General features: G+C 64.0%; 24 protein-coding genes, 1 tRNA gene, 2 rRNA genes and 2 pseudogenes (1 of these 29 running past the window's edge). 7 read left to right on the forward strand and 22 right to left on the reverse strand.

The genetic code is table 11. The features are described from left to right. The 4 genes and pseudogenes from AC3D24_RS14605 to AC3D24_RS14620 form a co-directional block, all read left to right on the forward strand. Positions 1–1,301: ribosomal RNA gene (locus AC3D24_RS14605) — 23S ribosomal RNA — on the forward strand; it begins 1,495 nt to the left of the window's first position. Positions 1,302–1,518: 217 nt separating this feature from the next. After that, positions 1,519–1,633 (forward strand): 5S ribosomal RNA (gene rrf, locus AC3D24_RS14610). An 83-nt stretch (positions 1,634–1,716) separates the two neighbouring features. Next, a tRNA-Met gene (locus AC3D24_RS14615) sits at positions 1,717–1,793 on the forward strand. Positions 1,794–1,987: 194 nt separating this feature from the next. Further along, positions 1,988–2,155: pseudogene (locus AC3D24_RS14620) on the forward strand (IS3 family transposase); the annotation flags it as partial. A 178-nt stretch (positions 2,156–2,333) separates the two neighbouring features. On the opposite strand, the gene AC3D24_RS14625 reads toward AC3D24_RS14620, so the two are convergent. The 10 genes from AC3D24_RS14625 to AC3D24_RS14670 form a co-directional block, all read right to left on the reverse strand. After that, positions 2,334–3,032, reverse strand: a complete 699-nt coding sequence (locus AC3D24_RS14625; protein WP_489031724.1) for a YoaK family protein — start codon at positions 3,030–3,032, stop codon at positions 2,334–2,336. A 45-nt stretch (positions 3,033–3,077) separates the two neighbouring features. Next, a complete protein-coding gene (locus AC3D24_RS14630; RefSeq protein ID WP_489031726.1) occupies positions 3,078–4,424 on the reverse strand; it encodes an alginate export family protein in 1,347 nt (448 codons plus the stop codon). Further along, positions 4,417–4,845, reverse strand: coding sequence for a DoxX family protein (locus AC3D24_RS14635; protein ID WP_489031728.1), 429 nt, complete (start codon positions 4,843–4,845; stop codon positions 4,417–4,419). The genes AC3D24_RS14630 and AC3D24_RS14635 overlap by 8 nt, the downstream gene beginning before the upstream one ends. After that, complete coding sequence (locus tag AC3D24_RS14640; protein WP_489031731.1) at positions 4,842–5,741, reverse strand: glyoxalase; 900 nt, start codon at positions 5,739–5,741, stop codon at positions 4,842–4,844. Before AC3D24_RS14640 ends, AC3D24_RS14635 begins: the two co-directional genes overlap by 4 nt. A gap of 20 nt (positions 5,742–5,761) precedes the next feature. Next, positions 5,762–7,606 carry an amidohydrolase gene (locus AC3D24_RS14645; RefSeq protein ID WP_489033170.1) on the reverse strand — a complete coding sequence of 615 codons (1,845 nt, stop codon included), beginning with the start codon at positions 7,604–7,606 and terminating at the stop codon, positions 5,762–5,764. Between the two features lie 80 nt (positions 7,607–7,686). Then, a complete protein-coding gene (locus AC3D24_RS14650) occupies positions 7,687–7,938 on the reverse strand; it encodes a XapX domain-containing protein (RefSeq protein ID WP_107955928.1) in 252 nt (83 codons plus the stop codon). A 4-nt stretch (positions 7,939–7,942) separates the two neighbouring features. Next, on the reverse strand, positions 7,943–8,614 hold the full coding sequence (locus tag AC3D24_RS14655; protein WP_489031733.1) for a hydrolase: 672 nt from the start codon (positions 8,612–8,614) through the stop codon (positions 7,943–7,945). Between the two features lie 24 nt (positions 8,615–8,638). Then, complete coding sequence (locus tag AC3D24_RS14660) at positions 8,639–9,169, reverse strand: helix-turn-helix domain-containing protein (RefSeq protein WP_489031735.1); 531 nt, start codon at positions 9,167–9,169, stop codon at positions 8,639–8,641. A 117-nt stretch (positions 9,170–9,286) separates the two neighbouring features. Then, the gene (locus AC3D24_RS14665) at positions 9,287–9,889 is read right to left on the reverse strand and encodes a response regulator (RefSeq protein ID WP_489031737.1); all 603 of its coding nucleotides are present in this window, start codon (positions 9,887–9,889) and stop codon (positions 9,287–9,289) included. Between the two features lie 104 nt (positions 9,890–9,993). Then, a complete protein-coding gene (locus AC3D24_RS14670; RefSeq protein WP_489031739.1) occupies positions 9,994–10,587 on the reverse strand; it encodes a M17 family peptidase N-terminal domain-containing protein in 594 nt (197 codons plus the stop codon). A gap of 226 nt (positions 10,588–10,813) precedes the next feature. Between AC3D24_RS14670 and AC3D24_RS14675 the strand changes: the two genes are divergently transcribed. After that, a complete protein-coding gene (locus tag AC3D24_RS14675) occupies positions 10,814–13,825 on the forward strand; it encodes a sensor histidine kinase (protein ID WP_489031741.1) in 3,012 nt (1,003 codons plus the stop codon). 46 nt (positions 13,826–13,871) lie between these two features. Here the strand turns inward: AC3D24_RS14675 and AC3D24_RS14680 are convergent, their stop codons facing one another. Both AC3D24_RS14680 and AC3D24_RS14685 read right to left on the reverse strand, forming a co-directional pair. After that, complete coding sequence (locus AC3D24_RS14680) at positions 13,872–14,714, reverse strand: alpha/beta fold hydrolase (RefSeq protein WP_489031743.1); 843 nt, start codon at positions 14,712–14,714, stop codon at positions 13,872–13,874. Between the two features lie 169 nt (positions 14,715–14,883). Next, a complete protein-coding gene (locus AC3D24_RS14685) occupies positions 14,884–15,666 on the reverse strand; it encodes an alpha/beta fold hydrolase (RefSeq protein ID WP_489031745.1) in 783 nt (260 codons plus the stop codon). 184 nt (positions 15,667–15,850) lie between these two features. On the opposite strand from AC3D24_RS14685, the gene AC3D24_RS14690 reads away from it, so the two are divergent. Further along, on the forward strand, positions 15,851–16,447 hold the full coding sequence (locus tag AC3D24_RS14690; RefSeq protein ID WP_353444099.1) for a TMEM175 family protein: 597 nt from the start codon (positions 15,851–15,853) through the stop codon (positions 16,445–16,447). A gap of 9 nt (positions 16,448–16,456) precedes the next feature. Here AC3D24_RS14690 and AC3D24_RS14695 read toward each other — a convergent pair whose 3' ends face one another. The 10 genes and pseudogenes from AC3D24_RS14695 to AC3D24_RS14740 form a co-directional block, all read right to left on the reverse strand. Further along, the gene (locus AC3D24_RS14695; protein ID WP_489031747.1) at positions 16,457–16,723 is read right to left on the reverse strand and encodes a hypothetical protein; all 267 of its coding nucleotides are present in this window, start codon (positions 16,721–16,723) and stop codon (positions 16,457–16,459) included. 377 nt (positions 16,724–17,100) lie between these two features. Then, complete coding sequence (gene hemA / locus AC3D24_RS14700) at positions 17,101–18,177, reverse strand: 5-aminolevulinate synthase (RefSeq protein WP_489031749.1); 1,077 nt, start codon at positions 18,175–18,177, stop codon at positions 17,101–17,103. A 37-nt stretch (positions 18,178–18,214) separates the two neighbouring features. Beyond that, positions 18,215–18,601, reverse strand: a pseudogene (locus tag AC3D24_RS14705) (isochorismatase family protein); the annotation flags it as partial. 40 nt (positions 18,602–18,641) lie between these two features. Next, the gene (locus tag AC3D24_RS14710) at positions 18,642–18,785 is read right to left on the reverse strand and encodes a hypothetical protein (RefSeq protein WP_489031751.1); all 144 of its coding nucleotides are present in this window, start codon (positions 18,783–18,785) and stop codon (positions 18,642–18,644) included. A 228-nt stretch (positions 18,786–19,013) separates the two neighbouring features. Then, on the reverse strand, positions 19,014–19,844 hold the full coding sequence (locus AC3D24_RS14715) for an alpha/beta fold hydrolase (RefSeq protein WP_489031753.1): 831 nt from the start codon (positions 19,842–19,844) through the stop codon (positions 19,014–19,016). Continuing rightward, entirely contained in the window at positions 19,841–20,827 is a 987-nt protein-coding gene (locus AC3D24_RS14720; RefSeq protein WP_489031755.1) for a fatty acid desaturase family protein, read from the reverse strand. The genes AC3D24_RS14715 and AC3D24_RS14720 overlap by 4 nt, the downstream gene beginning before the upstream one ends. 68 nt (positions 20,828–20,895) lie before the next feature. Then, entirely contained in the window at positions 20,896–21,558 is a 663-nt protein-coding gene (locus AC3D24_RS14725) for a 2-dehydro-3-deoxy-6-phosphogalactonate aldolase (protein ID WP_489031757.1), read from the reverse strand. A gap of 52 nt (positions 21,559–21,610) precedes the next feature. Then, positions 21,611–21,733, reverse strand: coding sequence for a DUF2474 domain-containing protein (locus tag AC3D24_RS14730; RefSeq protein WP_489031759.1), 123 nt, complete (start codon positions 21,731–21,733; stop codon positions 21,611–21,613). After that, on the reverse strand, positions 21,733–22,734 hold the full coding sequence (gene cydB, locus AC3D24_RS14735) for a cytochrome d ubiquinol oxidase subunit II (RefSeq protein ID WP_489031761.1): 1,002 nt from the start codon (positions 22,732–22,734) through the stop codon (positions 21,733–21,735). The genes AC3D24_RS14730 and cydB overlap by 1 nt, the downstream gene beginning before the upstream one ends. A 5-nt stretch (positions 22,735–22,739) precedes the next feature. After that, entirely contained in the window at positions 22,740–24,131 is a 1,392-nt protein-coding gene (locus AC3D24_RS14740; protein WP_489031763.1) for a cytochrome ubiquinol oxidase subunit I, read from the reverse strand. Positions 24,132–24,439: 308 nt separating this feature from the next. On the opposite strand from AC3D24_RS14740, the gene AC3D24_RS14745 reads away from it, so the two are divergent. Further along, the gene (locus AC3D24_RS14745; RefSeq protein WP_489031765.1) at positions 24,440–24,991 is read left to right on the forward strand and encodes a DUF983 domain-containing protein; all 552 of its coding nucleotides are present in this window, start codon (positions 24,440–24,442) and stop codon (positions 24,989–24,991) included. Positions 24,992–25,104: the final 113 nt, after the last annotated feature.

Here is a 25,104-nt window from a genome sequence, read left to right on the forward strand (position 1 = left end):
CTTCGAAATGGTTCCAGGAAATAGCCCCACCGTATAGACCGTACCCGAAACCGACACAGGTGGTCAGGTAGAGTATACCAAGGCGCTTGAGAGAAGTGTCCTGAAGGAACTCGGCAAATTGCCTCCGTACCTTCGGAAGAAGGAGGCCCTCACTATGCGCAAGCACTTTGAGGGGGCACAGGCCAGGGGGTAGCGACTGTTTAGCAAAAACACAGGGCTCTGCTAAGTCGGCTTCAAGACGACGTATAGGGCCTGACGCCTGCCCGGTGCCTGAAGGTTAAGTGGAGGGGTGCAAGCTCTGAAATGAAGCCCAGGTAAACGGCGGCCGTAACTATAACGGTCCTAAGGTAGCGAAATTCCTTGTCGGGTAAGTTCCGACCTGCACGAATGGCGTAACGACTTCCCCACTGTCTCCAGGACATGCTCAGCGAAATTGAATTCTCCGTGAAGATGCGGAGTACCCGCGGTTAGACGGAAAGACCCCGTGCACCTTTACTGCAGCTTCAGAGTGGCATTAGGAAGAAACTGTGTAGCATAGGTGGGAGGCTTTGAAGCATCGGCGCCAGCTGATGTGGAGCCATAGGTGAAATACCACCCTGTTTGTTTCTGATGTCTAACCTCGTTCCGTAAGCCGGAACAGGGACCCTCTGTGGCGGGTAGTTTGACTGGGGCGGTCGCCTCCTAAAGAGTAACGGAGGCGCGCAATGGTGGGCTCAGGACGGTCGGAAACCGTCTGTTAGAGTGCAATGGCATAAGCCCGCCTGACTGCGAGACTGACAAGTCGAGCAGAGACGAAAGTCGGTCATAGTGATCCGGTGGTCCCTCGTGGAAGGGCCATCGCTCAACGGATAAAAGGTACGCCGGGGATAACAGGCTGATAACCCCCAAGAGCTCATATCGACGGGGTTGTTTGGCACCTCGATGTCGGCTCATCACATCCTGGGGCTGGAGCAGGTCCCAAGGGTTTGGCTGTTCGCCAATTAAAGTGGTACGTGAGCTGGGTTCAGAACGTCGCGAGACAGTTTGGTCCCTATCTGCCGTGGGCGTCGAAATTTGAGAGGAGTTGACCCTAGTACGAGAGGACCGGGTTGAACATACCTCTGGTGTACCAGTCGTTCCGCCAGGAGCGCAGCTGGGTAGCTATGTATGGACGGGATAACCGCTGAAAGCATCTAAGCGGGAAGCCTCCCTCGAGATAAGATTTCATAGAGCCGTCGGAGACCACGACGTTGATAGATCGGATGTAGAAGTGCGGTAACGCATGGAGCTAACCGATACTAATTGCTCTATTCGCGCTTGAGAGTCTCACACCATCAATGACAACACTGGGCAACCAGCTAGCCATCAGATGCGTGCGGATGATTAAGACGACGCCAGATTGCCAATCCCCTCGCCGTCGAGGGATTGGTCACAAATACCACTAACCTTGCACGGTATCGATTTTAAGCCCCCTCACCGCGAAAGCGGTGACGGGGTACCCAAAGCATTCCCCAACGTATCGTCGCACCGGCTCCATTGCCTGGTGGCTATAGCGTCGGTGTCCCACCCGATCCCATTCCGAACTCGGCCGTGAAACCCGACTGCGCCAATGGTACTATCGCTCAAGCGATGGAAGAGTAGGTCGTCGCCAGGCATTGAAGCCCGTGCGACAATACGTACAAGGAACGCTAAAACCCATTCACCATGTCATCTACCCTCAGTCCCTAACAGGACCGTCGCGGGGTGGAGCAGCCCGGTAGCTCGTCAGGCTCATAACCTGAAGGTCACAGGTTCAAATCCTGTCCCCGCAACCACCTTGATTTGCAACACCTCCTTGGTCACCACCGCGGGGGCTTTTTGCGTTTCCACTCCAGCACATAGCGACAGCACCGAGGCGAACTCGCCATGAACCGCCCCGGGTTTGTCGGAGGATCCAACTCCCGACAAGGTGGAGCCACAACGAGCAAGACGACGAACAAGTTTGCGCCCGAGGTCCGCGAGAGGGCGGTATCGCCATGGACCCTGGCGATCTTTCGAAGCGGTGGAATACGCGGCCCTCGAATGGGTCGACTGGTTCAACCATCGCCGGCTGCTGGAGCCCATCGGCAACATCCCGCCCGCCGAAGCCGAAGATCAGTATTATGCTGCTGCGGACAACATCGATATGGCAGCATGACTCACAACCCAAGGCCTTCGGTAGACCGGGGCGGTTCAACCTATGACCTGGACGCACAACGTCTAAACCTCATTGTCATCTGTGTTCGTGATGCGCGTACCGGATCGGTACTGCCTAAAGGCGTCCGGCAGCAAAGCGGATATAACAATATTTGGAAAATGCCGCGTCGACACAGCGTTCATCGGGTCGAAGATACTGCTTCCAGACGATGGGCGAAGGCCAGCGTTCCGAACAACACCACGGCCCCGGCGAGGGCGAGCGGCGCGTAGAGACCGACATGCACGAGCAGTCCTGCGCCCAGCGCCGCGCCGGCAAAGATTGCGATGACGGCGCCCACGCGTCGCCTCCAGTTCGTACTCGTTCCACCGGCGGCGCGCGAGTCTGCGCCGAGCCCCGTCAGTGTCAGAGTGAGCACCGTTGTCGTGAGGTCCGCTACCTTGAGTTGCCGGATGGTGGCGTTGCGATATCCCATCGCGATTCCCGTCAGGCCGATGATCAGGTAGAGCCGCGCCTCGGGCGATTGGGTGGCTAAGTCGAACCCCAGTGCCACTGTCGCGGCGGCCCAGAGCAGTGCGGTTTCCACGACGGCCGCTGTCAGGAGCCAGCGTCGTTCCGATCCTCCTGCATGGACCTTGCCGGTCCGTCCGCCGACGAGCGCGCCGATCATGAAGCTCGTCAGCGCGGCCACGAAGGGCAGGATCTTGAATCCCGGTGCGCCCGATGCCGCAAAGCCCAGGAACACGACGTTCCCGGTCATGTTGGCCGTGAAGACCTTGCCGAGACCGAGCACGCTGGCCGCGTCGACGAGGCCCGTCGTGACGGAAAGCAGGAGTAGCAGCGGCACGCGGGGGTCGGTGGGTGTAGTGGTGGTGGCCATGTCGATCTCCAGGATCCGTGTTCGTGCGAGAAGGAGGCGGTTTGGTCAGAACCGGAAATTGCTCTCGAGACCGAGCATGCCGATCGTCTTCCCGGAGCCCGTGTCGTCGATGAAGCGGCCGGCGTCGAAGGCGGACAGCGATGTCGAGAGTTCCAGTTCCGGCGTTGCCTGCCAGGCCAGCGTCGCCTCGATCTCCTTGCCGATGAAGCGTGCCCTGGACGTGCCCGGCGCGCGCAGGAGATTGCCGGGAACGTCGTAGACGCCGTCGGCGCGCGCGTATCGCCAGTAGGCCATGCCGCTGATGCTGGCGGAGACGCGCGGCGTTACGGTCATCGCCAGGCGCGGGTTCACGCTGACGATGTTCGACGGGCCTACCGGCGACAGCTCGCCGAAATATTTGCCTTTTGGAAACAGGGCATTGAACGTGCCGAGCGTGTGGTCACCGCTGCGGCGGTCACCGCTGACGATATTGAACCGCATGACGGCATCCGGTGCAAAGGGGGCGTTGGGGAAGGTCAGTCCGACCTCGGTACCGAGCGTCCATGCACCGATTCTATTGCCGGCGAAGCGCCCGAACTGCGCGACGCCTTCGATATTCCAGTGCCAGTCGCCGGCGGTTCCGAACGATCGCGCGCCGATGCTGTGACGCAGTTCGCGCCCGGTGCGTTCGCCGAACGCGGCTCGAGCATTGCGGTAGCCGAGATAATAGATGTCGAGACCGCGAAACGTGGCGTAGGCGCCCCAGAGCGACTTGCTGCGGGAGCGCGTGTCGTCGAACGACTTCGGACCCGGCTGTACCGGACGCACCGCCAGCAAGCTGACGGTTGCCGCCCCGATCCGGACGATGCCCCGCGCGCCGTCGAAGGCCAGTGGCACGTTCGGGCCGTAACGGGTGCCGACGAGGCGTTCGGTGCCGAGTGAGAGCATCTGGCGCCCGGCGCGGAAGGTCACCGGGCCAATTTCGACATCCGCAAACCCCTGGAGCAGGTCCACACGCGTCTGATCGATGGGGCTGGCGGACGGTGCGACGCCTGCCGCATAGGCGATAATCGGCTGGACGAACGCGCGCGCTTTTCCGACATGCAGGTCGGCGTAGGGGACGACGCGAGTCCAGAGGTACCCGTCGTCGGGCGCATCCGCATCGCCCCACAAATTATTGTGGTACTTCTCGTTGCGCAGGCGGAATTCGACCCCGGTGGTGAGATAGGCGTCCGCCGTTACCGGAATGTATTTGAACGAGCCCGTCCAGTGCTCCGTTCGTTCGGCTGGATCTGCGAGCGTCGTCCAATCCTCGTCGTAGCGGGTGATGGTCAACGTCGGCGGCTGCCACGCCTCGGTCTGCGCTGCCGCCGGGGCTGCCGACGCCAACCCCAGCAGCACGAGCTTACGCACGTCTCGCTTCCATCTCCGCGATCATAGCTGCGAGGACGAATCCGCCGGTCAGGCCGAGATGTTCGAAGAAGGCGTTCGTGGCCATGAAATGCTCCTGGCCGGCTGGCATCGCCCAGAACGCGTTGGCCGTGATGGCGGCGAACAGCGTGAAGACGCCGAGCATGCCTGCGCCGAGCCAGACGAACCGTCCGGACAGGATCAGCAGCGGGCCGACGATCTCGACCGCGATCGTCAGTGCCGCCCACAAAGCGGGCGGGTGCATGCCGAAATGCGCCTGCTCGGCGACCGCGGCGGTCCAGTCGCTCGCCTTTACGATCCCGCCGAGGAGATAGGCGCCAACGAGGGCGAGGCGGGCGAGGAAGCCGGTCCAGTGCCAGTCGAGAACGGCTCCGACGAAACGCGGCGCGGGCGCCGTGGTCATCGTGCGATCGGCGAATGGATCTCAGCGATGTAGCCGCCGGGGAAGCGAACGATCGCCGACTGCCGGTCGCTTTCGGCATGCGGCTCGACCAGCGTTTCGACGCCGACCGCTTTCGCCTTGGCCAGCGTGTCCTGAAGCTTGCCCACCTCATAGCCGGTCACGTCGCGACCATAAGGCCAGGGGAGCTGGTTGTCCGATACCATCACGGTCGTCTTGCCGTAGCCGGATGCGACGCGAATACGGCGATTGTGCGTGCCGGGCCGGCCGATGTCATTGCCATCTGCCGCCTGGTCGTCGGCGATGATCTTGCCGTGCGCGAAGCCGGTCCAGCTCTTCACGAAGGCGTCCGCGGCGTCGGGCGTGAGGTAGACGCGGTTCTCGGGCACGGTGGTCAGCGCGGGATAGTTCGGCTTGGTGGTGTGCCAGTAGATCTGCATGCCGACTCCGCCCGGCCATTGGACGACAGCATCGCGCCCGATCGGATCGGGGAACGTCGTTATGGTGCGGGTCGCGCCGTGGCTGACGGCGGCCGCGACGGCCGCGTCGATGTCGGTGACGAGATAGCCGTTGCGCTCGCTGCCGAACGGAAACGGAATCGGCGTGGTGAAGCCGAATACCGAGATCGATCCGGCGGGGGTAAGCACGAGTTGCGAGAAGGTCTTGCTGGTCGTCGGCGTGACCTGGAATGCGCCCTTCTTCGTGCTCGTGCCGCCGAACGTCGCGGTCAGGCTGGCGACGAAGCGGTCGAAGTCCTCCGGCGCGACGTAGACATGGGTTGTGTCGTATTGCGGGCCGACCGAATAGTCGGCGGAGGTCGGCGCGTCGCGTGCGAGGCCGGGCGCGGAGGGCGACATGCCGAGCAAGGCTACGGCGATGAGCAGGTTCGTTCGTGTCATTCTCAGTCTCCCCATCATGATCAGACTGCCCAGCAGCCACAGCCGAACGAGCCCCAGAAGCTCTGCACATCGGCGACCGGCACCTCGCGGCCGAGGGCGGCGGCATGGTCGTGGCCGTGGACCGAGCAGCCGCTCGCGCAGCCGCATGCGGCAGCGAGCTTGGCGGAGGCTTCGGGCGTGCGGTGGTAGCCGCCGAACGTCGCGACCGGCGACCAGTCGGGCATCGGCTTGGGCAGCGTCGGCGCTAGCGGCGCATAGTCGCCTTCGCCGAACACCACCTTGCCGCCGAGCAGCGTCAGGACGGACCGCAGGTGTGGGATGTCTGTCTCGGGAACGGTCAGGTAATCGCCCGACAGCACGGCGAGATCGGCGAGTTGCCCGACCTTGATCCGGCCCTTCTTGCCGACCTCGTTCGAGAACCAGGTGTTCTCGTGCGTCCACATCGCGAGCGCCTTCTCGCGGCTGACGCGGTTGGCACCGGGGTAGAGGCCGAGGCCGCCCACGGTCCTGCCGGTCACCAGCCAGTTGAGCGACACCCACGGATTGTAGCTGGCGACGCGCGTCGCATCGGTGCCCGCGCCGACATGGATACCGGCTGCAAGCATCTTGGCGATCGGCGGGGTGCACTCGGCGGCTTTTGCGCCGTAGCGTTCGACGAAATACTCGCCTTGGTACGCCATGCGGTGCTGCACCGCGATGCCGCCGCCGAGCGCTGCGATCCGATCGATGTTGCGGTCGGTGATCGTCTCGGCATGGTCGAAGAACCAGTTGATCCCGTCGAACGGAATGTCCTTCGCGACCTTCTCGTACACGTCGAGGGCGCGGCCGATCGTCTGGTCGTAGGTCGCGTGCAGCCGCCACGGCCATTTATGCTCGGCCAGCAGCCGGATGACGGGTTCGAGATCGCCCTCCATGCTCGGCGGCATGTCGGGGCGCTCGACGCGGAAATCTTCGAAGTCGGCGGCGGAGTAGACGAGCATCTCGCCGGCGCCGTTGTGGCGGTACGTGTCGTCGCCCTGGCCGGGCGTGACCTGCTTCACCCAGCCCTGGAAGTCTGCGAGTTCCTCCTTCGGCTTTTGCGTGAACAAATTGTAGCTGATGCGCAGGGTCAGCTGATCGTCGGCGTGGAGCTTCTCGATGATCTCGTAGTCGTCGGGATAGTTCTGGAAGCCGCCACCGGCATCGATCACGCCGGTGACCCCGAGCGAGTTCATCTCGCGCATGAAATGGCGGGTGGAGTTGAGCTGGTACTCGGGCGGCAGCTTGGGACCCTTGGCGAGCGTCGAATAGAGGATCGTCGCATTGGGATGCGCGAGCAGCAGCCCGGTCGGATTGCCCGCCGCATCGCGGACGATCTCGCCGCCTGGCGGGTTGGGCGTGTCCTTGCCGTAGCCGACGACGCGCAACGCCGCAGCATTGAGCAGCGCGCGGTCGTAGAGGTGGAGGATGAACACCGGCGTATCGGGCGCGACCGCGTTCAGTTCGGCGATCGTCGGCAGGCGCTTCTCGGCAAACTGGTGTTCGGTGAAGCCGCCGACGACGCGCACCCATTGCGGCGCAGGGGTTTTGTCGACCTGTCGCTTGAGCATCGCCATCGCGTCGGCGAGGCTCGGTACGCCGTCCCATCGCAGTTCGAGGTTATAGTTCAGGCCGCCGCGGATGATGTGCATGTGGCTGTCGATCAGGCCGGGAATGAGGCGCCGGCCGCCTGCGTCGATGACGGTCGCGTCCGGCGCGGCGGCGCGCACGTCAGCCTCGGAGCCGACCGCGAGGAACTTGCCGTCGCGGATCGCCACGGCCTGCGCCTCCGGGTTCTCGCGGTCGAGCGTCGTCACCTTGGCGTTGACGAGTATCAGGTCGGACATGATGGGGCTCCGGTTGCCGGCAAGCAGCGGGGCAAGCGTCGCCGCCGCCCCGCCGAGGATCGTGGTTCGTCTGTCGAAGATCACGCCGCGTCGTCGTGGTGGTGGCCGGGCAGCATCCCGAACACGTGGTCGGTGCAGGCCGCCCGGATCGCAGCGGCCTTCTCGCGGCTCGCCCACAGGCTTTTCGCGAGCGGCACCGCCTGCTCGCCGAGCAATATGCCGGCGAGCCCGATCAGCGCGATCGTCGGCGGGGCCGGCGACCGCACCTTCAGCAACGCATAGATCACGCCGACGAACAGGCCGGCGGCGAGCGAGATCAGGTACGGCCGCACGGGATCAGTGCCCGCCTTCGGACGCGCCGAACATCGTCTTGGCGTAGGTGATGCCGAGCCCGTAGGCGCCGGCGAATTTCCGCGCGATGCCGGTGACCGCGTCGTAGGTTTCGGTCCGCGCCCAGTCGCGCTGCAACTCGAGCAGATACTGCACCGAGGTCATCGGCACCGCGCCCAGCTGGATCATCCGCTGTACCGCGCGCTCATGCGCCTCGACCGACACGTCGCCGCACGCGTCGCTGATGAAATACGCCTCGAAGCCCTGGTCGATCGCCGAGGCGACCGGGCCGACGATGCAGACCCCAGTCCACAGCCCTGCGAACACGATCCGCGTCTTGCCGATCCGGTTGACCTCGTCGATCACCGCGGCGTCTTCCCAGCTGTTCATCGAAGTGCGGTCGAGCAGCGGCTCGCCGGGGAACGCGTCGGTGATCTCGCTGAACATCGGCCCCGAAAAGCTGTCCACGGCGACCGTCGTCAGGATCGTCGGCACGTCGAACACCGCTGCCGCATGGCTGATGAGTGCTGCATTATTGCGCAGCAATTCGGTCGCGATCGACTTGGTGGCGAACGCCATCTGCGACTGGAAATCGATCAGCACGAGCGTATGATCGGTCGGCGAGATCAGCGATGCGCCGGGCGTGGCGGTGGCAGTGATGGCGGCGGTGATGGTCATGATAGTCTCCCGTTAGAAAAAAGGTCAGCGCGCCTGCCAGGTGCGGCGCCAGATCAGCGGGGTCGCACCGACCACGCGGCGGAACAGCCGGGTCAGATGCGCCTGGTCGGTCAGCCCGCAGGCGTAGGCGATGTGGCTGAGCGTATCGTCGGTCTGCAGCATCAGCGTCTGCGCGCGGCGGACGCGCTGGCGGATCAGGAAGGCGTGCGGCGTTTCGCCCGTCGTCACCTTGAACGCGCGGCAGAAATGCCCGGTGCTGAGCCGCGCGACCTCGGCGAGTGCGTCGACCCCGATCGTCGCGCCCAGATACGCATCGATATGCTGGACGACGTTGCGTAATTGCCATGCGGCAAGCCCGCCTTTGACCGGCTTGGCCTTCGGCGGCGGGCAGCTGGTGCCATCGTCGGCGAACATTGCCGCGAGCCGTTCCAGATAATGCCGCGCGACCTGCGGATTGTGATCGAGCGTGCTGACCGCATTCGCCACGAGGCTGGCGGCCACCGTCGGCACGAACCCGCGCGGCAGTGCGGTCGCGGGAGGAAGAATATGCAGCATCGCCTCGGTCTCCGTCGCAGTCTGTACGAAGGAGCATAAGGGATGCGGATCGATCGCCTGCGCCCCGGTCGGGGCGGCGTGTGCCCCCTCTTTAGAGGCGGATGATGTCGCCCGAGATCAGAGCGCGATGATCCCGCGCTTGGCGGCGATCGTCACCGCGTGCGTGCGATCCGACGCGCCGAGTTTCGCGAAGATCAGTTTCATATGGCCCTTCACGGTTTCCTCGGAGACGGCGAGCTTGGCGGCGATCTGCTTGTTCGAATTGCCCGACGCGGCCAGCGACAGCACGCCGATCTCGCGCTCGGTCAGCGCATCCTCGATCACGTGGAAGGCGATACTCGACGCCACCTGCGCATTCAGATGCTTGCCGCCAGCATGGACCGAGCGGATCGTGTCGAGCAACTCCTTGCGCAGCGTGTTCTTGAGCAGATAGCCGGCCGCCCCTGCGCGGAGCGCGCGCAGCGCCTGCGCATCGCCCGAATAGGTCGTCAGCACAACGATCCGCGCGTGCGGCCAGTTGCTCCGCATCGCCGCGATCGTGTCGACGCCGCCGATCCCCGGCATCTGCAGATCCATGAGGACGATGTCGGGGAGATGCGTCGGGTAGAGCGCGAGCGCCTGTTCGCCGGACTCGGCCTCTGCGACCACCGCCAGATCGTCCTGCGTTTCGATCACCGCCTTCACCCCTTCGCGCAGGAAGGGATGATCGTCGACGATCATGATCCGGATCCGGGGGGAGGGCGGCAATTCAGGCTTTCGGGCTGGCGGGTAGGAGAGCGGCGACCCTGCGCCGCGACTGGCGGACATGGCAAGCGGCTGCTGCGTCACCGCGCAGCGAGCCGGTCGAAGCCGGTGCGGAAGACCTCGACCACCGTCTCGAACCGTCCCGCGCCGACGCAGAACACCCACCGTGACAAAGCCCGGGATGGGCCGTCTGTCAGCGCGTCGAACAGACCGGCAAGCATCGCATCGGGCGTGCCGGCCAGGCCGTCCGGATCGAGGCCGCTGTCGAGCAGGCTCGGCGCGAACGCCGCCGAGCTCGCCTCGATGCGGATCGTTTCGCGCGCCGCCGTTGCCACCGCCTGTCGCATCGTCGCGGGCGTCCATGTCGCAGGATCGCCAAGTCCGATCGCAAGCACGGTGATCGCGTGGATCGGTGGCGCCGGCGCCGACAAGGTCAGCACGTCGCCTGTTTCCGCGCGAAAAATGCCGTCGGCGCGCAACCGGGTTATGGCGCCGCCCAAGGCCGTGTCGAGATTGCCCAGTCCACCGCCTGGGCGCGTCCGGCCGATCTCGTGCGTGAAGACGCCCGCGCTGGCGACCATCACCTCGACGCTCACCGCATCGCGGGGCGCGACGTCGATGCGGACACCGCGCCACACGCCGATCATCGCCGCGTCGTCGGTCCGACCGTCCATCCGCGGCATCCTGTTCTCCCGTCGATCCGGTGCGGACCTATGTCATTGATATCACGAGCTTGGCGCAGGATCGTGGACAGGGGCGACCCAATTTGGACAATCGTGACATTTGCGCTCACGTATCTCAGCCAGCAGCGCGACCAAATCTCGTATGACCTGACGCAATGCGATCGAGCCTTGCATTTGTTCGTTCCGCAAGCGCAACGTCGATTATCATCAGCTCTGCTTGGGTATCTTCCGCTTGATCGCGCATAACAGCCTTCGACGCTTCGAGCGCGGCAGAGCGATCGCCCGTGACCTGTTGTGTATCCTGTTTGGCATCCTGTGCTGCGTCATGGTGGTCGGCCGCGCCGCCGCACTTGAGCCGACGCGGAGCATCGCGCAGATGCGCCATTCGCGCTGGACGCTGGGCGACGGTGCGCCCGGCAACATTCGTGCGATCGTGCAGGGACGCGATGGCTATCTGTGGCTTGGGACCGCGACGGGGCTGTACCGGTTCGACGGCATCGTTTTCGAGCGGATCGTCCCCGTCGACCAGGATCGCTATCGCTCGCCGCAGGTCACCGCGCTGCTTGCGGCGCGCAATGGCGACATCTGGGTAGGGTACGACTTTGGCGGTATCTCCGTCGTTCGCGGCGGTGTGCTGAAGGATGCGAACCCCTGGGCACCGACCGGCGGCGTGAACACTATCGTCGAGGGGCAGGACGGCGCGGTCTGGGTCGCGGGCGATTCGATGGGAAAGCTGGTTCTCAGTCGGCTGCTGAGAGGGAAATGGACCGCGTTCGGCGCCGGGCGGGGCGTTCCCGCGAGTGAGACAGGCGATATCCTGAGCACGCCCGGCGGCATCTATTTGTCGCTCATGCCGCGGATGCTTCGCCTCGAACCGGGTAGCGATCGCTTCGAGGATACCGGGATAGCGATCACAGGCGCGACGTCGCTCGCGCCGGACCGTCACGGCGTCGTTTGGCGGCGAAGCGGTACGCAGATCCTGCCGCTCGATCGCACCGCGCGCGCGTATCGGATCGGCACGGCCACCACGCCTTATGTCGTCGAGCGCATGATCTTCGACCATGACGGCAATCTTTGGATCGCAGGTCAGGATTCGGGGCTCGGTCGATTGTCCGCGGCCGCGTTTCAACCCGCTTCGGCAACCGGCCGGGTCGAGCTGTTCACCGAAAAGCAGGGCCTGACCGCCGCCTTGACGACGGCGCTTCTGGAAGATCGCGAGGGCAATATCTGGGTCGGGACGGAATCCGGGCTCGATCGGTTCGCGCCTAGCAACGTCGCTCAGCCTGCGCAGACCGAGGCGATCGTGTCCGGCTTCGTGGGCAGCGCGTCCTCGCGCAATCTGTTCGTCGCTGGCCTCTCAGGCGTATACCGCATCGGCCGATCTGGGGGGCCCGTACTCGTCTTTCCGCAACCCGACATCGGCGTGTTGTGCGGCGACGATCGGCGGCTGCTGGTCGTCGGCATGCAGGGAAAATATCTGCTCGATCTGGATTCTGCAGGTAGCCTCGCCAAGGTGACGCCTGTCCTTGGGCCGATGTCGATCACCTGCACGATGGATAAGGCGGGTGTCTTCTGGGCGGGTTTCGAACAGATCTACCGTCTGGTCGGGCGCCGGTTGCAGCCGGTGGCCAAGCCAAGCGGTACGCCCGCCGGATCGATCCACCGCGTCCGGTCGGACGGGGCGGGGGGCGTCCTGTTCGGACGGATCGGGCAAGGGGTGTCCCGCCTGCGTGATGGTGTCGAAACGCTGCTGTGGCGGAGCAAGGATCAGGTGACCGGCAGGACCGCGACCTGGGTGCCGAGCGGTCACGGACTGCTCGTCGTCGGCGATCAGGGTCTCGCACGGTATGACGGAAAGCGTCTCCAGTCGCTGCGCGACCGGACCTATCCGTTTCTCGCTGGACTGACCGGGCTGCTCCAGACGGCGGACGGATCGACCTGGACGATCGGCGCGGACGGTATCGTCCGGATGCCGACGTCGTCCGTGGAGGCCGCGTTCGCGCATCCCGGAATTCCGATCCCGCACGAGCGGTTCGGGTATCAGGAAGATTTCCGCGCGCGCTCGAACATGGTCGAGGCGAACGACATCGCGCAGGATGCCGCGGGGCGGCTGTGGTTCGCGACCAACAAGGGGCTGGCGATGATCGACCCGCGGCATCTGTCGCGAAACCGGTTGCCGCCGACGGTGCAGATCCGTTCGCTCGATGCTGGTGGCGCTGCGCCGACCACCGGTAATAAGCCGATCGCGTTTGCCGCCGGTACCGATCATGTCCGGATCGCCTATACCGCGCTCAGCCTCACCAATGCGACCGCGAACCGGTTCCGCTACCGGATCGACGGGATCGACCGCGACTGGATCGACGCCGGCACCGCGCGCGAGGCGCTGTATACCCACCTCGGCCCCGGCACATACCGGTTCCAGGTCATCGCCGCCAACAACGACGGCGTCTGGAACCGCGAGGGCACGGCGCTGACGTTCACGATCGCGCCGCGGTTCTACCAGACCTATGCGTTCATGGCGCTCTGCATGGTGGGTGCACTGATCCTGATATGGCTGCTGTATCGTCGCCGCGTTCGCGCAATCGCCGACCGCACGCGCGGGCGGTTCGAGGTTCAGCTGGCGGAGCGCGAGCGGATCGCCCGCGAACTCCACGATACGTTGCTGCAAGGGTTCCAGGGGCTGATGCTGCGCTTCCAGTCGGTCGTCGAACTGCTGCCGCGTGGCGACCGCGCTCGCGCGAGCCTCGAAACCGTGCTGGAGCGCGCCGACGACGTGTTGCTCGACGGCCGCGACCGGGTCCGGTCGCTGCGCGAAAACATGGAGCCGGTGGCGTTGCCCGCATTGCTGTCCGCAATCGCCGAGGATGTCGTCCCACCGCCGCTGACGTGGAATGTGGCGGTGGACGGCACCCTGCAACCGGTCTGCGCACCGGTCGCGGACGAGGTCGCGCAGATCGTGCGAGAGGCGCTTGCGAATGCCGTGCGTCATGCGGGTGCGAACCGGCTGATCGTCGCGATCCGATCAACCTCTGACAAGCTCGTCGTCAGCGTGTCTGACGACGGTATCGGCCTCCCGCCCGACGTTCGCGAGGCGGGGCATCGACCGGGGCATTATGGCCTGATCGGCATGCGCGAACGCGCCGTCGCGCTAGGCGGCACGCTGGCGGTGCATGCCGAGACCGGCACCGAGATCAAAGTGACGATCCCGGCGCGCGTCGCCTATCGCTGAACGGGAGGGCGACGACCGCCACCCTCCCGCATCAGTCATCGAGCGCTCAGCTCTTCACGAACGCGAGCAGGTCCGGATTGATGACGTCCGCGTGCGTCGTCAGCATCCCGTGCGGATACCCTTTGTAGATCTTCAGCGTGGCGTTCTTCAGCAGCTTGGCCTGCAGCACCGCGGCGTTTTCATACGGCACGATCTGGTCGTCGTCGCCCTGCAGGACGAGCGTCGGCACGGTGATCGCCTTCAGATCCGCAGTCTGATCGGTCTCGGAGAACGCCTTGATCCCGTCGTACTGCGCGAGTGCACCGTCCATCATGCCCTGGCGCCACCAATTGTCGACGACCCCCTGCGAGAGCTTTTCGGTTGGGCGGTTGAAGCCGTAGAAAGGCCCCGAGGCGAGATCGAGGTAGAATTGCGCGCGGTTGTCGGCGAGCGCCTTGCGCAGGCCATCGAACACCGACATCGGCAGGCCGCCCGGATTGCTTTCAGTCTTGAGCATCATTGGCGGTACCGCGCTGACCAGCACCATCTTGGCGACGCGACCCTGTGGCTGGCCGAATTTCGCGACATAGCGCGCGACTTCGCCGCCGCCGGTCGAGTGGCCGATATGCACTGCATTCCTCAGGTCGAGATGCTCGGCGACCGCAGAGGCATCGGCGGCATAATGATCCATGTCGTTGCCGGTATCGGCCTGCGACGATCGGCCATGCCCGCGGCGATCATGCGCGACGACGCGGAAGCCCTCGGCGAGGAAGAACAGCATCTGCGTGTCCCAGTCGTCCGACGACAGCGGCCAGCCATGGTGGAACACGATCGGCTGCGCGGCCTTCGGACCCCAGTCCTTGTAGAAGATGTCGACGCCGTCCTTGGTCTTGATGAATCCGCTGCTCATTCTCGGTACTCCGTCTGGATGGGGAAAGGGGGAGGCGATTGCCGTCGCCGGCAGCAAGCTGGCCGCCGCCGCGGCGGTTGCGGCGCCGATGACGACGGTTCGCCGGGAGATTTCTCGCATCATGTCTGGCATCGGAATGTCCTGATCGCTTCCGGGTATGGCATCGCGGCTATTGCGCGGTGGCGGCCTCTTCGATGAGCGCGGTGACGGCCTTCGGATTGGACGTCATCACGACATGCGAGGCACCGGCGACGACGACAGTCTTCCTGGACCCCGCGCGCTCCGCCATGAAGGCCTGCACGGCGGGCGGAATGTTCAGGTCGGCGCTGCCGTAGATGAACCAGGACGGGATCGTCTTCCACGACGGCGTCACCGCCGTCTCGTTCAGCGCGGCCTCGGCGACCGGGCGCTGCGTCGCGGCCATCAGCGTGGCCTGCGCGGCGGGCACGTCCGCGGCGAACTGATGCGCGAACTTGTCGCGCTGGATGTAGAGATCCTTGGTCCCGTCGGGCAGCACGACCGGCGGCGCCAGCGCGGCGCCCAGCGTGGCACCGGGAAACTTGCCGGTCAGCGCGATCGCGCTCTCGCCGGTATCCGGCGCGAACGCCGCGACATAGACCAGCGCCTTGACGTTGCCCGCGTGCGCTGCTGCTTCGGTGATGACGGGCCCGCCATAGGAATGCCCGACCAGCACCACCGGCGTCGTCACCGCGTTGACCACACCCGCGACCGACGCGGCATCGCTGGCCACGCCGCGCAACGGGTTCGACGCGGCGATCACGGTATAGCCGTCCGCGCGCAACCGCTCGATCACCCCGTTCCACGACCCGGACTCCGCAAACGCGCCGTGGACGAGGACGATCGTCGGCCGCGGCGTCTGCTGGGCGTCGGCGCTGGCCAAAGGGGCGAGCATCGCCGTGACCGTCGCAAGGCAAGCGATCCAGATTTTCATGTGCGTATATCCCAAAGGCAGGCGTCCGCTCGTCAATGCGCGCCGATCCCGCACCATTATTGTCGAACCGAAACGAAATTTGCGGATAACCGACATATTCCGCCGCGGGTGACGGCCGCCGCTGGGACGTGCGACAATTGCCCTGCTATGCTGCCTCGACAACCATTATCGGCACGGAGCGAGTATGAGCGGACGTCGAATGGGGCCGGGACGGCTAGAGGCGTTCACCGACGGCGTCGTCGCGATCATCATCACGATCATGGTGCTGGAACTGAAGGTTCCCGAGACCGGCGATCTCCACGGTTTGGCCGGAAGCGCCCCCGTCCTGCTCGCCTATCTGCTGAGCTTCGTGAACGTCGGGCTCTACTGGAACAATCATCACCACATGTTCCACGCGGTCGATCGGATCGACGGGCGCGTGTTGTGGGCGAACCTGTTCCTGCTGTTCTGGCTCAGCCTGGTGCCTTTCGTGATCCGCTGGCTCGACGAAAGCCAGTTCGCGGCGGGTGCGACTGCCGCCTACGGGATCGTCCTCGGGCTCGCCGCGATCGGCTATACGCTGACCGAACGCGCGATCATCGCCTGCAACGGAAAGACCTCCGCAGTCGCCCGCGCGATCGGCTCGGACTGGAAGGGTTGGGGGAGCATCGCGCTCTATACGCTGGCGGTGCCGCTGGCGTTCGTCAGCCGCTGGATCGCGATCGGGCTGTACGTATCCGTCATCGCGCTGTGGCTGATTCCGGACCGCCGGATCATCCGCGTGCTCGACGCCGCCGACTGACGCGCATGCTCAGCCGCCCGAGGCCTGTACGAACGCGCGCAGGCGGGGAACCACGAAATCGAGGAAGGTGCGCACCCGGCGTGGCAGTTCGCGCGCGCCGACCGACAGCGCGTGGACGCTTTCGGTATCGCCGCGGAGGGACCGGGGAGGATTGCCCGCGATAGGCCCGGGAATGTTGCGCATCCGGATGTCGACGCGAGGCGGCTGGCGCTCCGGTATGGCGGGATCGACCCTGGCCCCGATATAGATGCCATCGCGAGCTACGTTCGCGAACATTCTGGGTTGCCGCAATGTACGAATACGCTCTCCCTCCAGAGGGGCTCGCGGCAGTCCCGTCTCGAGAACGCAGCGGTCGACGGGCGTATCGCCCCGCGCATCGAGGCGTTCGGCGATGGCGTCGAGGAGCGCCGTACGAACTTATGGGGCCGTTTCACGAAACTCGTCGAACACGTCTGAGGCCAACGCGCACGCCCGATCGAGATCTGTCGACGTCGCGCCGCCAAGATCGGCTCAAGTGGATGGCCCGTGCTCGGATTGATCGCCGAGAGGTTGCCACCTGCGCCTGTCACGGCTTGGCCGCCGATGAGCATGCTTCCAGTGATTGTCCCCGAAGCGCCCAGGTTGTTCGTTGCAACGGGTCCTCTTGCGCGAGCCTAGGCGGCTCGGGCCAGTTCTGAGCAGTTCGTCCGTGCCTCCACCAACGCCGTAACGAGCGCTTGAATGTCACTTTCGCTATGGGCGGGCGTAGGCGTGATCCGCAGCCGTTCCTGACCGACCGCAACTGTTGGATAGTTGATCGGTTGAACGTAGATGTGATGCCGATCAAGCAAGTATTCGCTCATCGCTCTGCAAAGATGCGCGTCGCCGACCAGCACCGGGACGAGGTGACTCTGCGTGTGGCTGAGGGTGAATCCAGCAGCGCGCAGCAGGTTCTTCAACCGCGTTGCGTTTGCTTGCTGGCGTTCTCGCAACGTTGAATCCGTCTTCAATTGGCGGATCGCGGCAAGGGCGCCGGCTGCGAGATGAGGACAGAGCGAAGTGGTGAAAATAAAGCTATCCGCAAAGCTACGGATCACGTCGATCAGCAGCGCAGGTCCTGCGACATAGCCGCCCATCACGCCGAAAGCCTTGGCGAGCGTCCCTTCGATCAGGGTGATCCGATCGCCGACGCCATCACGCTGCGCAATTCCGCCTCCCTTCGCGCCGTACATGCCGACGGCATGGACTTCATCGAGGTAGGTGAGGGCGCCATAGCGCTCGGCGAGGTCGCAGATGGCCGCAATCGGCGCGATATCGCCGTCCATCGAGTAAACGCTTTCGAATGCGATAATCTTGGGGCGGTCGGAAGCAACCGATGTGAGCTGTCGCTCAAGATCAGCGACGTCATTATGCTTGAAGATGAAGCGCTCGGCACCTGAACGTCGGATCCCCTCGATCATCGAATTGTGATTCAGTGCATCGGAGAATATGGCGCAGGCCGGAAGCAGTTTCCCCAATGTGCCGAGACTGGCGAGGTTGGATATCCATCCCGACGTGAAGATCAGGGAAGCCTCCTTGTCGTGCAAATCTGCCAGTTCCGCCTCAAGCGCGACATGGTGGCGGTTGGTGCCCGAAATGTTGCGCGTGCCCCCCGCACCAGCGCCGGACGCTGCGATGGTTTCGTGCATAGCCGCTAGCACCGCCGGATCCTGACCCATCCCGAGATAATCGTTGCTGCACCAGACGGTCACCTCCTTGGCCCCGGTCGGACCGTGCCAAAGCGCCTTGGGAAACCGGTCCGACGATACAGACGCTGGTCCACAGACCGGCGAACACGATACGGCCGTTGCCGATCCGGTTTACTTCGGCGACGACCTGATCGTCCTCCCAACTGTTCATCGACGTACGTTCGATCACCGGATGGCCGGGAAACGCTTCGTGCAGTTCGTCGAACATCGGCCCGGAGAAGGTCTTCTCGGCAACGGTGGTCAGGATCGTCGACACACCAAAAGTAACTGCAGCCTGACCGACGAGCGCAGCGTTGTTTCGTAGCAACTCGATGGTGATAGACTTCGTTGCAAAGGCCATCTGCGACTGAAAATCGATGATGACCAGCGTATGGTTGATCGGCGTAAGCAACGAAACGGCGGGCGTTGTGGTGGCGATTGCAGTCATCATATGTTCCTTGATTTCTTGGTCGGGATCAGCTGACATCTCAGGCACCTTGATAGATGATTGCTTCGAACAGCCTTCCATTGATGATCGAACGGCTCAATTTTCCGTCGACAATCGCGCGCAGCGTGCGATCGCCGATTGTTAGAATGTCGTGCGGAGTGTTATCCGACTTGTGACGGAACATGTTCTCCGCTCCGGAAAAGAGCTTCGACGATTGTGCCGCCGCTAATCACCTATCGTGCTCACCCGATCGCGGATCGAACATCGGTGCTGTTTCTGGAACAGTACTGCTTATTAATTGCCCGGAGCGATACCCGCGGTGCCACAACCCTGGGCGTGCGCCGACGTGTCGATCGAACAACCGGCCGAAATGGCTAAGGTCGTAAGTCCGCACGAATAATGGCGATATCGTCTAACAGAACGTTGGTTTGTAACCGCCTGCAGGACGGCTTGGGCCTTCGGGGTCGCCTGATAGGAAGGCAGCGGCGATCTCGTTGAAGGCGACGGGATTCTCAAGATACGGCAAATGACCGCAATCGACCATTCGAACGATGAGGCTGTCCTGAAGCCGATGGTTGAGATCACGGGCGCAATAGGCTGGAACGAAGGCGTCTTTTTCCCCACGAACGATCAGCACCGGACACGCGATCTGCGCGAGCTCAGGACCTTGTTCGTATTCGACCAGCTCCGCGAAGATGCGACGGATATGCGTGGGATCGATCATCGCAAGAGAGTTCATGAACCCGCGGACGATCGCAGGACGGTCCGAGACGCCCATCCGCTCGAGAAGCTGCTGCGCCCATTCGATCATCCCGCCCGGCTCGCCAAGCAAGTCGTAGAGAGCGAGCCGACTTACCTTGTCCGCCGGTTCGAGATGCACGAATGCGTTGACGACGATGATCCGCTCGACCCGGGCCGGGCGCCGGGACGTCAACGCGAGCCCGGCACGGGCCCCCTTCGAAAGACCGCACAGCGCTGCGGAATCAATCTCCAGATGATCGAGCAGCGCCTCGATGACTTTCCAATATTCCCCGAAGCCGACATCGCGCCCCGAGGACCGGCCATGACCGGGGAAATCCAGCGACAGCACCAGATGTTCTCGCTTCAGCACGGTTCGCTGGGGCAGCCAGTTGTTCGCGTTGCCGCCTAGACCATGCAGCAGAACCAGCGGCGGCCCCGCGCCCTCGGCTATGAAGTTTATGGTCTCGCCATTCCAACGGAAGTCGGTGAGTGGCGCCCTCATACCGCTGATCCGCCGGAGGCGCGGACGAGCCGGAGCAATGCGGACGCAAGTCCCCGATGATCGGCGCGTTCGAAACCTGAGCCGGGGGGAAGCGCGGAGGTCAATCGACGGTGCGCTTCGCCGAGCCGGTGATAGGGGATTCCCGGCAGGAGGTGGTGCAGAGCATGATAGCGCAGGCCGACGGGCGCCCAAAGCTCGGGTAGCCATCCCGGGGGCGGCACGTTCACGCTGTCGAGATACTGCTCGGTCACGCTGAGCGGCTTGCCGTCACTCTCCCACAGGTGGGCCGCCAGAGTCCGTATCTGGTTCAGCACGGCGATCCCGGACAGGACCGCGGCGCCTGTCAGGAGAACGCGGAGTGGGATCAGCCCGGCGATCGCGCCAGCAAGCACGGCGATGGCCCACGCGCTGGCCGCGCTTTCAAGCAACATCCACTGCCGCCGCTGCTGCCCCCGAGGGGGCTCGCGCCGGAAAGCGGGATTGATCGTCAATGCGGAGAAACGTTCGACCAATATTCGACGCAGCGGCGGCACGATCGCGGACAGCGGCGCCAACAGCGCAAACCTAACAATCAACAGCAACGGCGCGAAGCTGGCCATGGCCACGGACATGGGCAGCGTCCAAGGAGACATGGCCGCTAGCCTCAGATATTCGGGATCCTCCGCAGTCCCGTACCGTGTCCGCGCATGGTGGAGGTTATGCACCCCGTCGTAGAGGAACGACGGCGTGAGCAACGGGATACCGATCAACAGGTTCCAGGCCAGCGCGAAGCCGCGAACAGCGCCGCTCTTCAAATGGCAGAGTTCGTGGATGAAGCTCTCTGCGCGGTAGAGCGCCAGAATCGAGACTGCACCGGCAAGCAGTCTGACCCAGACCGCAAGGTCGCTGCACGCCGTCGCCAGCGCGAGATAGCCGAGACCGGCCGAACCCAAGAGGTCGAGCCAGAAGATCGCAGGTCGAGGCGCACCGAGTGACAACGTCAAGCGCGCCGCGATTTGGACGAGGGTCTCTTCCCGGACAGCAGAAACGTCCCGCCCAATCTGGACTGCACTCATCGCCCGTGAACGCCGTTCCAAGCCGCAATGAAGGTGTCCGCGCGCCTACGCGTGTCGGCGAACGACGCCCCACGCGCATACAAAGCCGAGCCGAGCCCGAAGCCCGACGCCCCTGCCGCAACATAGTCTTTCATCGTCGTGGGCTCGATGCCGCCCGTCGGGCAAAGCAGAGTGTCGCCCATCACCGTCCGCCATGCCCGCAAGGTCGAGGGCGCCAGCGTATCCGCAGGAAATATCTTCAAGCCGTCGGCACCGGCATCGATCGCCGCGAAGCCCTCCGTCGGCGTTGCCACCCCGGGCATGGCATGGAGCGCCAGCGCCTTGGCGGCGCGGATCAATGCAACGTCTCCATGCGGCGTGACCATCAGGCGCCCCCCGCAATCGACGAGTTCGCGAAGCTGCGAAACAGTACGGACCGTCCCCGCCCCAACGACGATGTCAGGACCGACCCGTTTGACCAGCCGCGCGATGCTCGCGAAGGCGTCGGGCGATGTCAGCGGCACTTCAATCAGGCGGAACCCGGCTTCGACCAGGAGATCGCCCGTCGCGTCGATCTCGGCTGGCGTGATGCCGCGTAGAATCGCGATCAGCGGCAACGCCTTCATTGCCGCTTCGAACGCGTTCGCTACCGTGTCAGCGTCTTTGAGAATGGTCGTCACAGGGAGATCCGATCTTCTATCGTGTTGGGTAATGCGGCCTGGGGTCGAAAGCTCACGCGTGGAGCCAGAACCGGATGACGAGCGACACAGCGCCGAGGCCAAGCACGCTACCCAGCCAGATCAGCATCATCCAGGCGACCCGTCGCCAACGGGGAAGTGTTTGGGGAACAGGCATCAGTGATAGCCCGCCACGCCTGCTTTGCCGCGAAACACCCAATAGGCCCACGCGGTATAAGCGATGATGATGGGGATTATGGCGACCGTCCCGACCAGCAGGAACGTCAGGCTGCCGTCCGGCGCCGCGGCGTCCCATATCGTTACCGCGCGGGGCACGACATAGGGGAATATGCTGATCCCAAGCCCGGCAAAGCCCAATGCGAACATCGCCAGCGTGAGCAGGAAGGGTGCCCGCTCGTGTCCACGTGCGAGACTGCAGAAGAACAAGACCGCCGTGACGATCACGAGCAGCGGCACCTGCGCCGTCAGCAGCACACCCGGAAAGGCGAACCACCGCCGCCAGTAGTCGAACGCGAGCAGCGGCGTCGCCGCGCTGACGGCAGCTATTGCAATCAGCATTGCGATGCCGAGCCGGAACGCCATCCGGCGCGCATGCAACTGCGCAGCGCCCTCGGTTTTTCCAATCAGCCAGGACGCTCCGAGCAGCGCGTAGCCGGTGAGCAGCGCCACACCAGTCAGGACACTGAACGGCGTCAGCCAGTCCAGCCACCCGCCGCCATAGCCGCGCCCAACGACATGTATGCCCTGTAGCACCGCTCCCAGCATCATGCCCTGGGCCAGCGTCGCCACGACCGACCCTGCACAGAAGGCGATATCCCACACGGCGCGATGCCGCGGATCGCGCCAACGGAACTCGAACGCCACGCCGCGGAACACGAGGCCAAGTAGCATCGCTATGACCAGGGGATAGGTCGCAGGCAGGATGATGGCGTAAGCCAATGGAAAGGCCGCCATCAGCCCGCCGCCACCCAGTACGAGCCACGTCTCGTTTCCATCCCACACCGGCGCGATCGAATTCATCGCCTGGTCGCGCTCGTCCCCGATCGCGAAGCCAGGGAAGAGGATGCCGATGCCGAGGTCGAAGCCGTCCATCACGACGTAGGCGAATATGGAAAAGGCCAGGATGGCAGCCCATGTCGCGGCAAGATCGAGGTTCATCGACGTCACTCCAGGCCAGCGGCGGGAACGAGCCCGGCCGCCCGTTGCGGAATATGGGCCGGCTCGCTCTCATGGGCGTGCGGAGCGTGTGCCATCAGCCGCAACAGGTAGTAGGTTCCGGCACCGAACACCGCGAAATAGACGACAACGAAAGCCAGCAGCGACGCCGCGACAGCCGGTGCCCCCAGCGGGGAGCGTGACTGTGCGGTGAGCAGGAAGCCGTAGACGGTATAAGGTTGCCGCCCGACCTCCGTCGTCACCCAGCCGGCCAGCACGGCGACGAACCCGGTCGGCCCCATCGTAACCGCAGCGCGGTGCAACCACCGCGTGTCATAAAGCCGATGACGCAGGCGTGCCCAAAGCCCCCATGCAGCCAGCGCCAACATCGCCATCCCGAGCCCGACCATGAGGCGGAAGGACCAGAAGATGATCGGTACCGGTGGCCATTTCGAGCGTGGATAATCCTTGAGTCCAGCGAGTGGCGCGTTCGGCGCATGCTTCAGGATGAGCGAGCCGAGTTGGGGAATCTCGACCTTGTAGTAGACCTTGGCGTCCTTCTGGCTGGGGATGCCGAACAGGATCAGCGGAGCGCCATCGGGACTGGGCTCGAAATCCCCCTCCATCGCGAGAATCTTCGGCGTCTGATGCTCGAGAGTGTTCAGCCCATGCATGTCGCCTGCGACTATCTGCAGGGGGGCGGCGATCGCGATCATGCCCATCGCCATCGAGAACATCTTGCGGGCTCCGGGGTTTTCCCTGTCGCGCAACAAGTGCCACGCCCCGACCGCGGCGGCGACCAGCGAAGTCGTTAGAAACGCGGCGATCACGACATGCACCAAGCGATACGGGAAGCTCGGATTGAAGATGATCGGAAGCCACGAACCCGCGGGCATGAACTGCCCTTTGGCATTGATCACGAACCCCGCCGGCGTATGCATCCAGCTGTTAGCTGCCGTGATCCAGGTCGCCGAGATCAGCGTTCCGAGCGCTACCATGCACGTGGCGAAGAAGTGCAGCCTCTTGCCGACTTTGCTGATCCCGAACAGCATGACGCCGAGAAAGCCCGCCTCCAGGAAGAAGGCGGTAAGCACCTCGTACGCCATGAGCGGTCCGACGATCGGTCCGGCCTTGTCCGAAAAGACGGCCCAGTTCGTTCCGAACTGATAGGACATGACGATGCCCGAGACGACGCCCATCCCGAACGTCACCGCGAAGATTTTGAGCCAGTAGCGATACAGGTTGGCGTAAACGCCCTTCCCCGTCTTTAGCCAAAGGCCTTCCAGCACCATCAAGTAGCTAGCCAAACCGATGGAAAAGGCGGGAAAGACGAAATGGAACGAGATGGTGAACGCGAACTGCGCGCGCGCCAACGTGAGTGCGTCGAAGCCGAAATCCATGACGGTTCTCCGACCAGATGGAAGCGTCGGCGACGCCTGTTGTATGGCCTAAGAGCTACATGCACCTGACGCATAAGCCATGCAATAGGACAGTTTGTCCTGCTTGCGGAATGCTCGTGCTCGGCAGCTAGCGAACTGACGATCCGAGCTTTCAAATGTTCGAGCACGGCCGACCAGTGAATTTCGGCTTCGGCTATTGCATGCGTCCTCCCTTGACAATGCATGGACCTGCAAGCATACATAAAAGCGACATTGCATTCTGCCTTATGGGGCTGGCGTGTGCGGTGGGTAACCCCGGAGTGGCCAAAATGCTCGAAACCGATCCCGCCGTTGACGTGCCGCCGATGGTTTATCCCATGGTGAACTCGTTGCGGGAGGGCTTACGCGGTCGCGGCCCGCGTTGCGGCAAAGGACAATTGTTCGACGGCTTTCTGGAATTGCACAGTGAGTGCTCAAATTGCGGACTCAGTTATGCTTTTGCCGACCTCGCCGATGGCCCCGCCTTGATCGTAATCTGCTTCGGTTGCATTCCCGCGGTTTCTCTGGCGATCGGTTTGCAGATCGCATTCTCGCCGCCCTTTTCATCGGCGCTCGAGCAAGGCTTCGACGTCTACGTCATCGCAGATGCCTGCGGCGACGTATCGGACGAGGCCCACGAGCGCGCCATCCAGCGCATGATCCAGCTTGGCGCCCGGCCGATGACCGCCGTGCAGTATCTGCTCGAGCTGCAGCGCGACTGGGCGCGCGCCGCGACCTATGAAGCGACGACGGCAATCGCCCGGAAACTGGGCGGCGCCTACGGCTTGGGCGTGACCTACGCCAAGACGATGTTCGGAGGTTCCAAGGCCCGACACGGCTGAGGACGGGTCGCCGGAGCGGCGCCCTCGCTCCCGAACCCGCTTCGGCGACTTATAAATTGTCCGTCGGACCGTTTTTCATCAGGCTCGCGTCGACGCCGCAGCGATAGCTGCCC

It is taken from the genome of Sphingomonas sp. SL1004 (genome assembly GCF_057815015.1).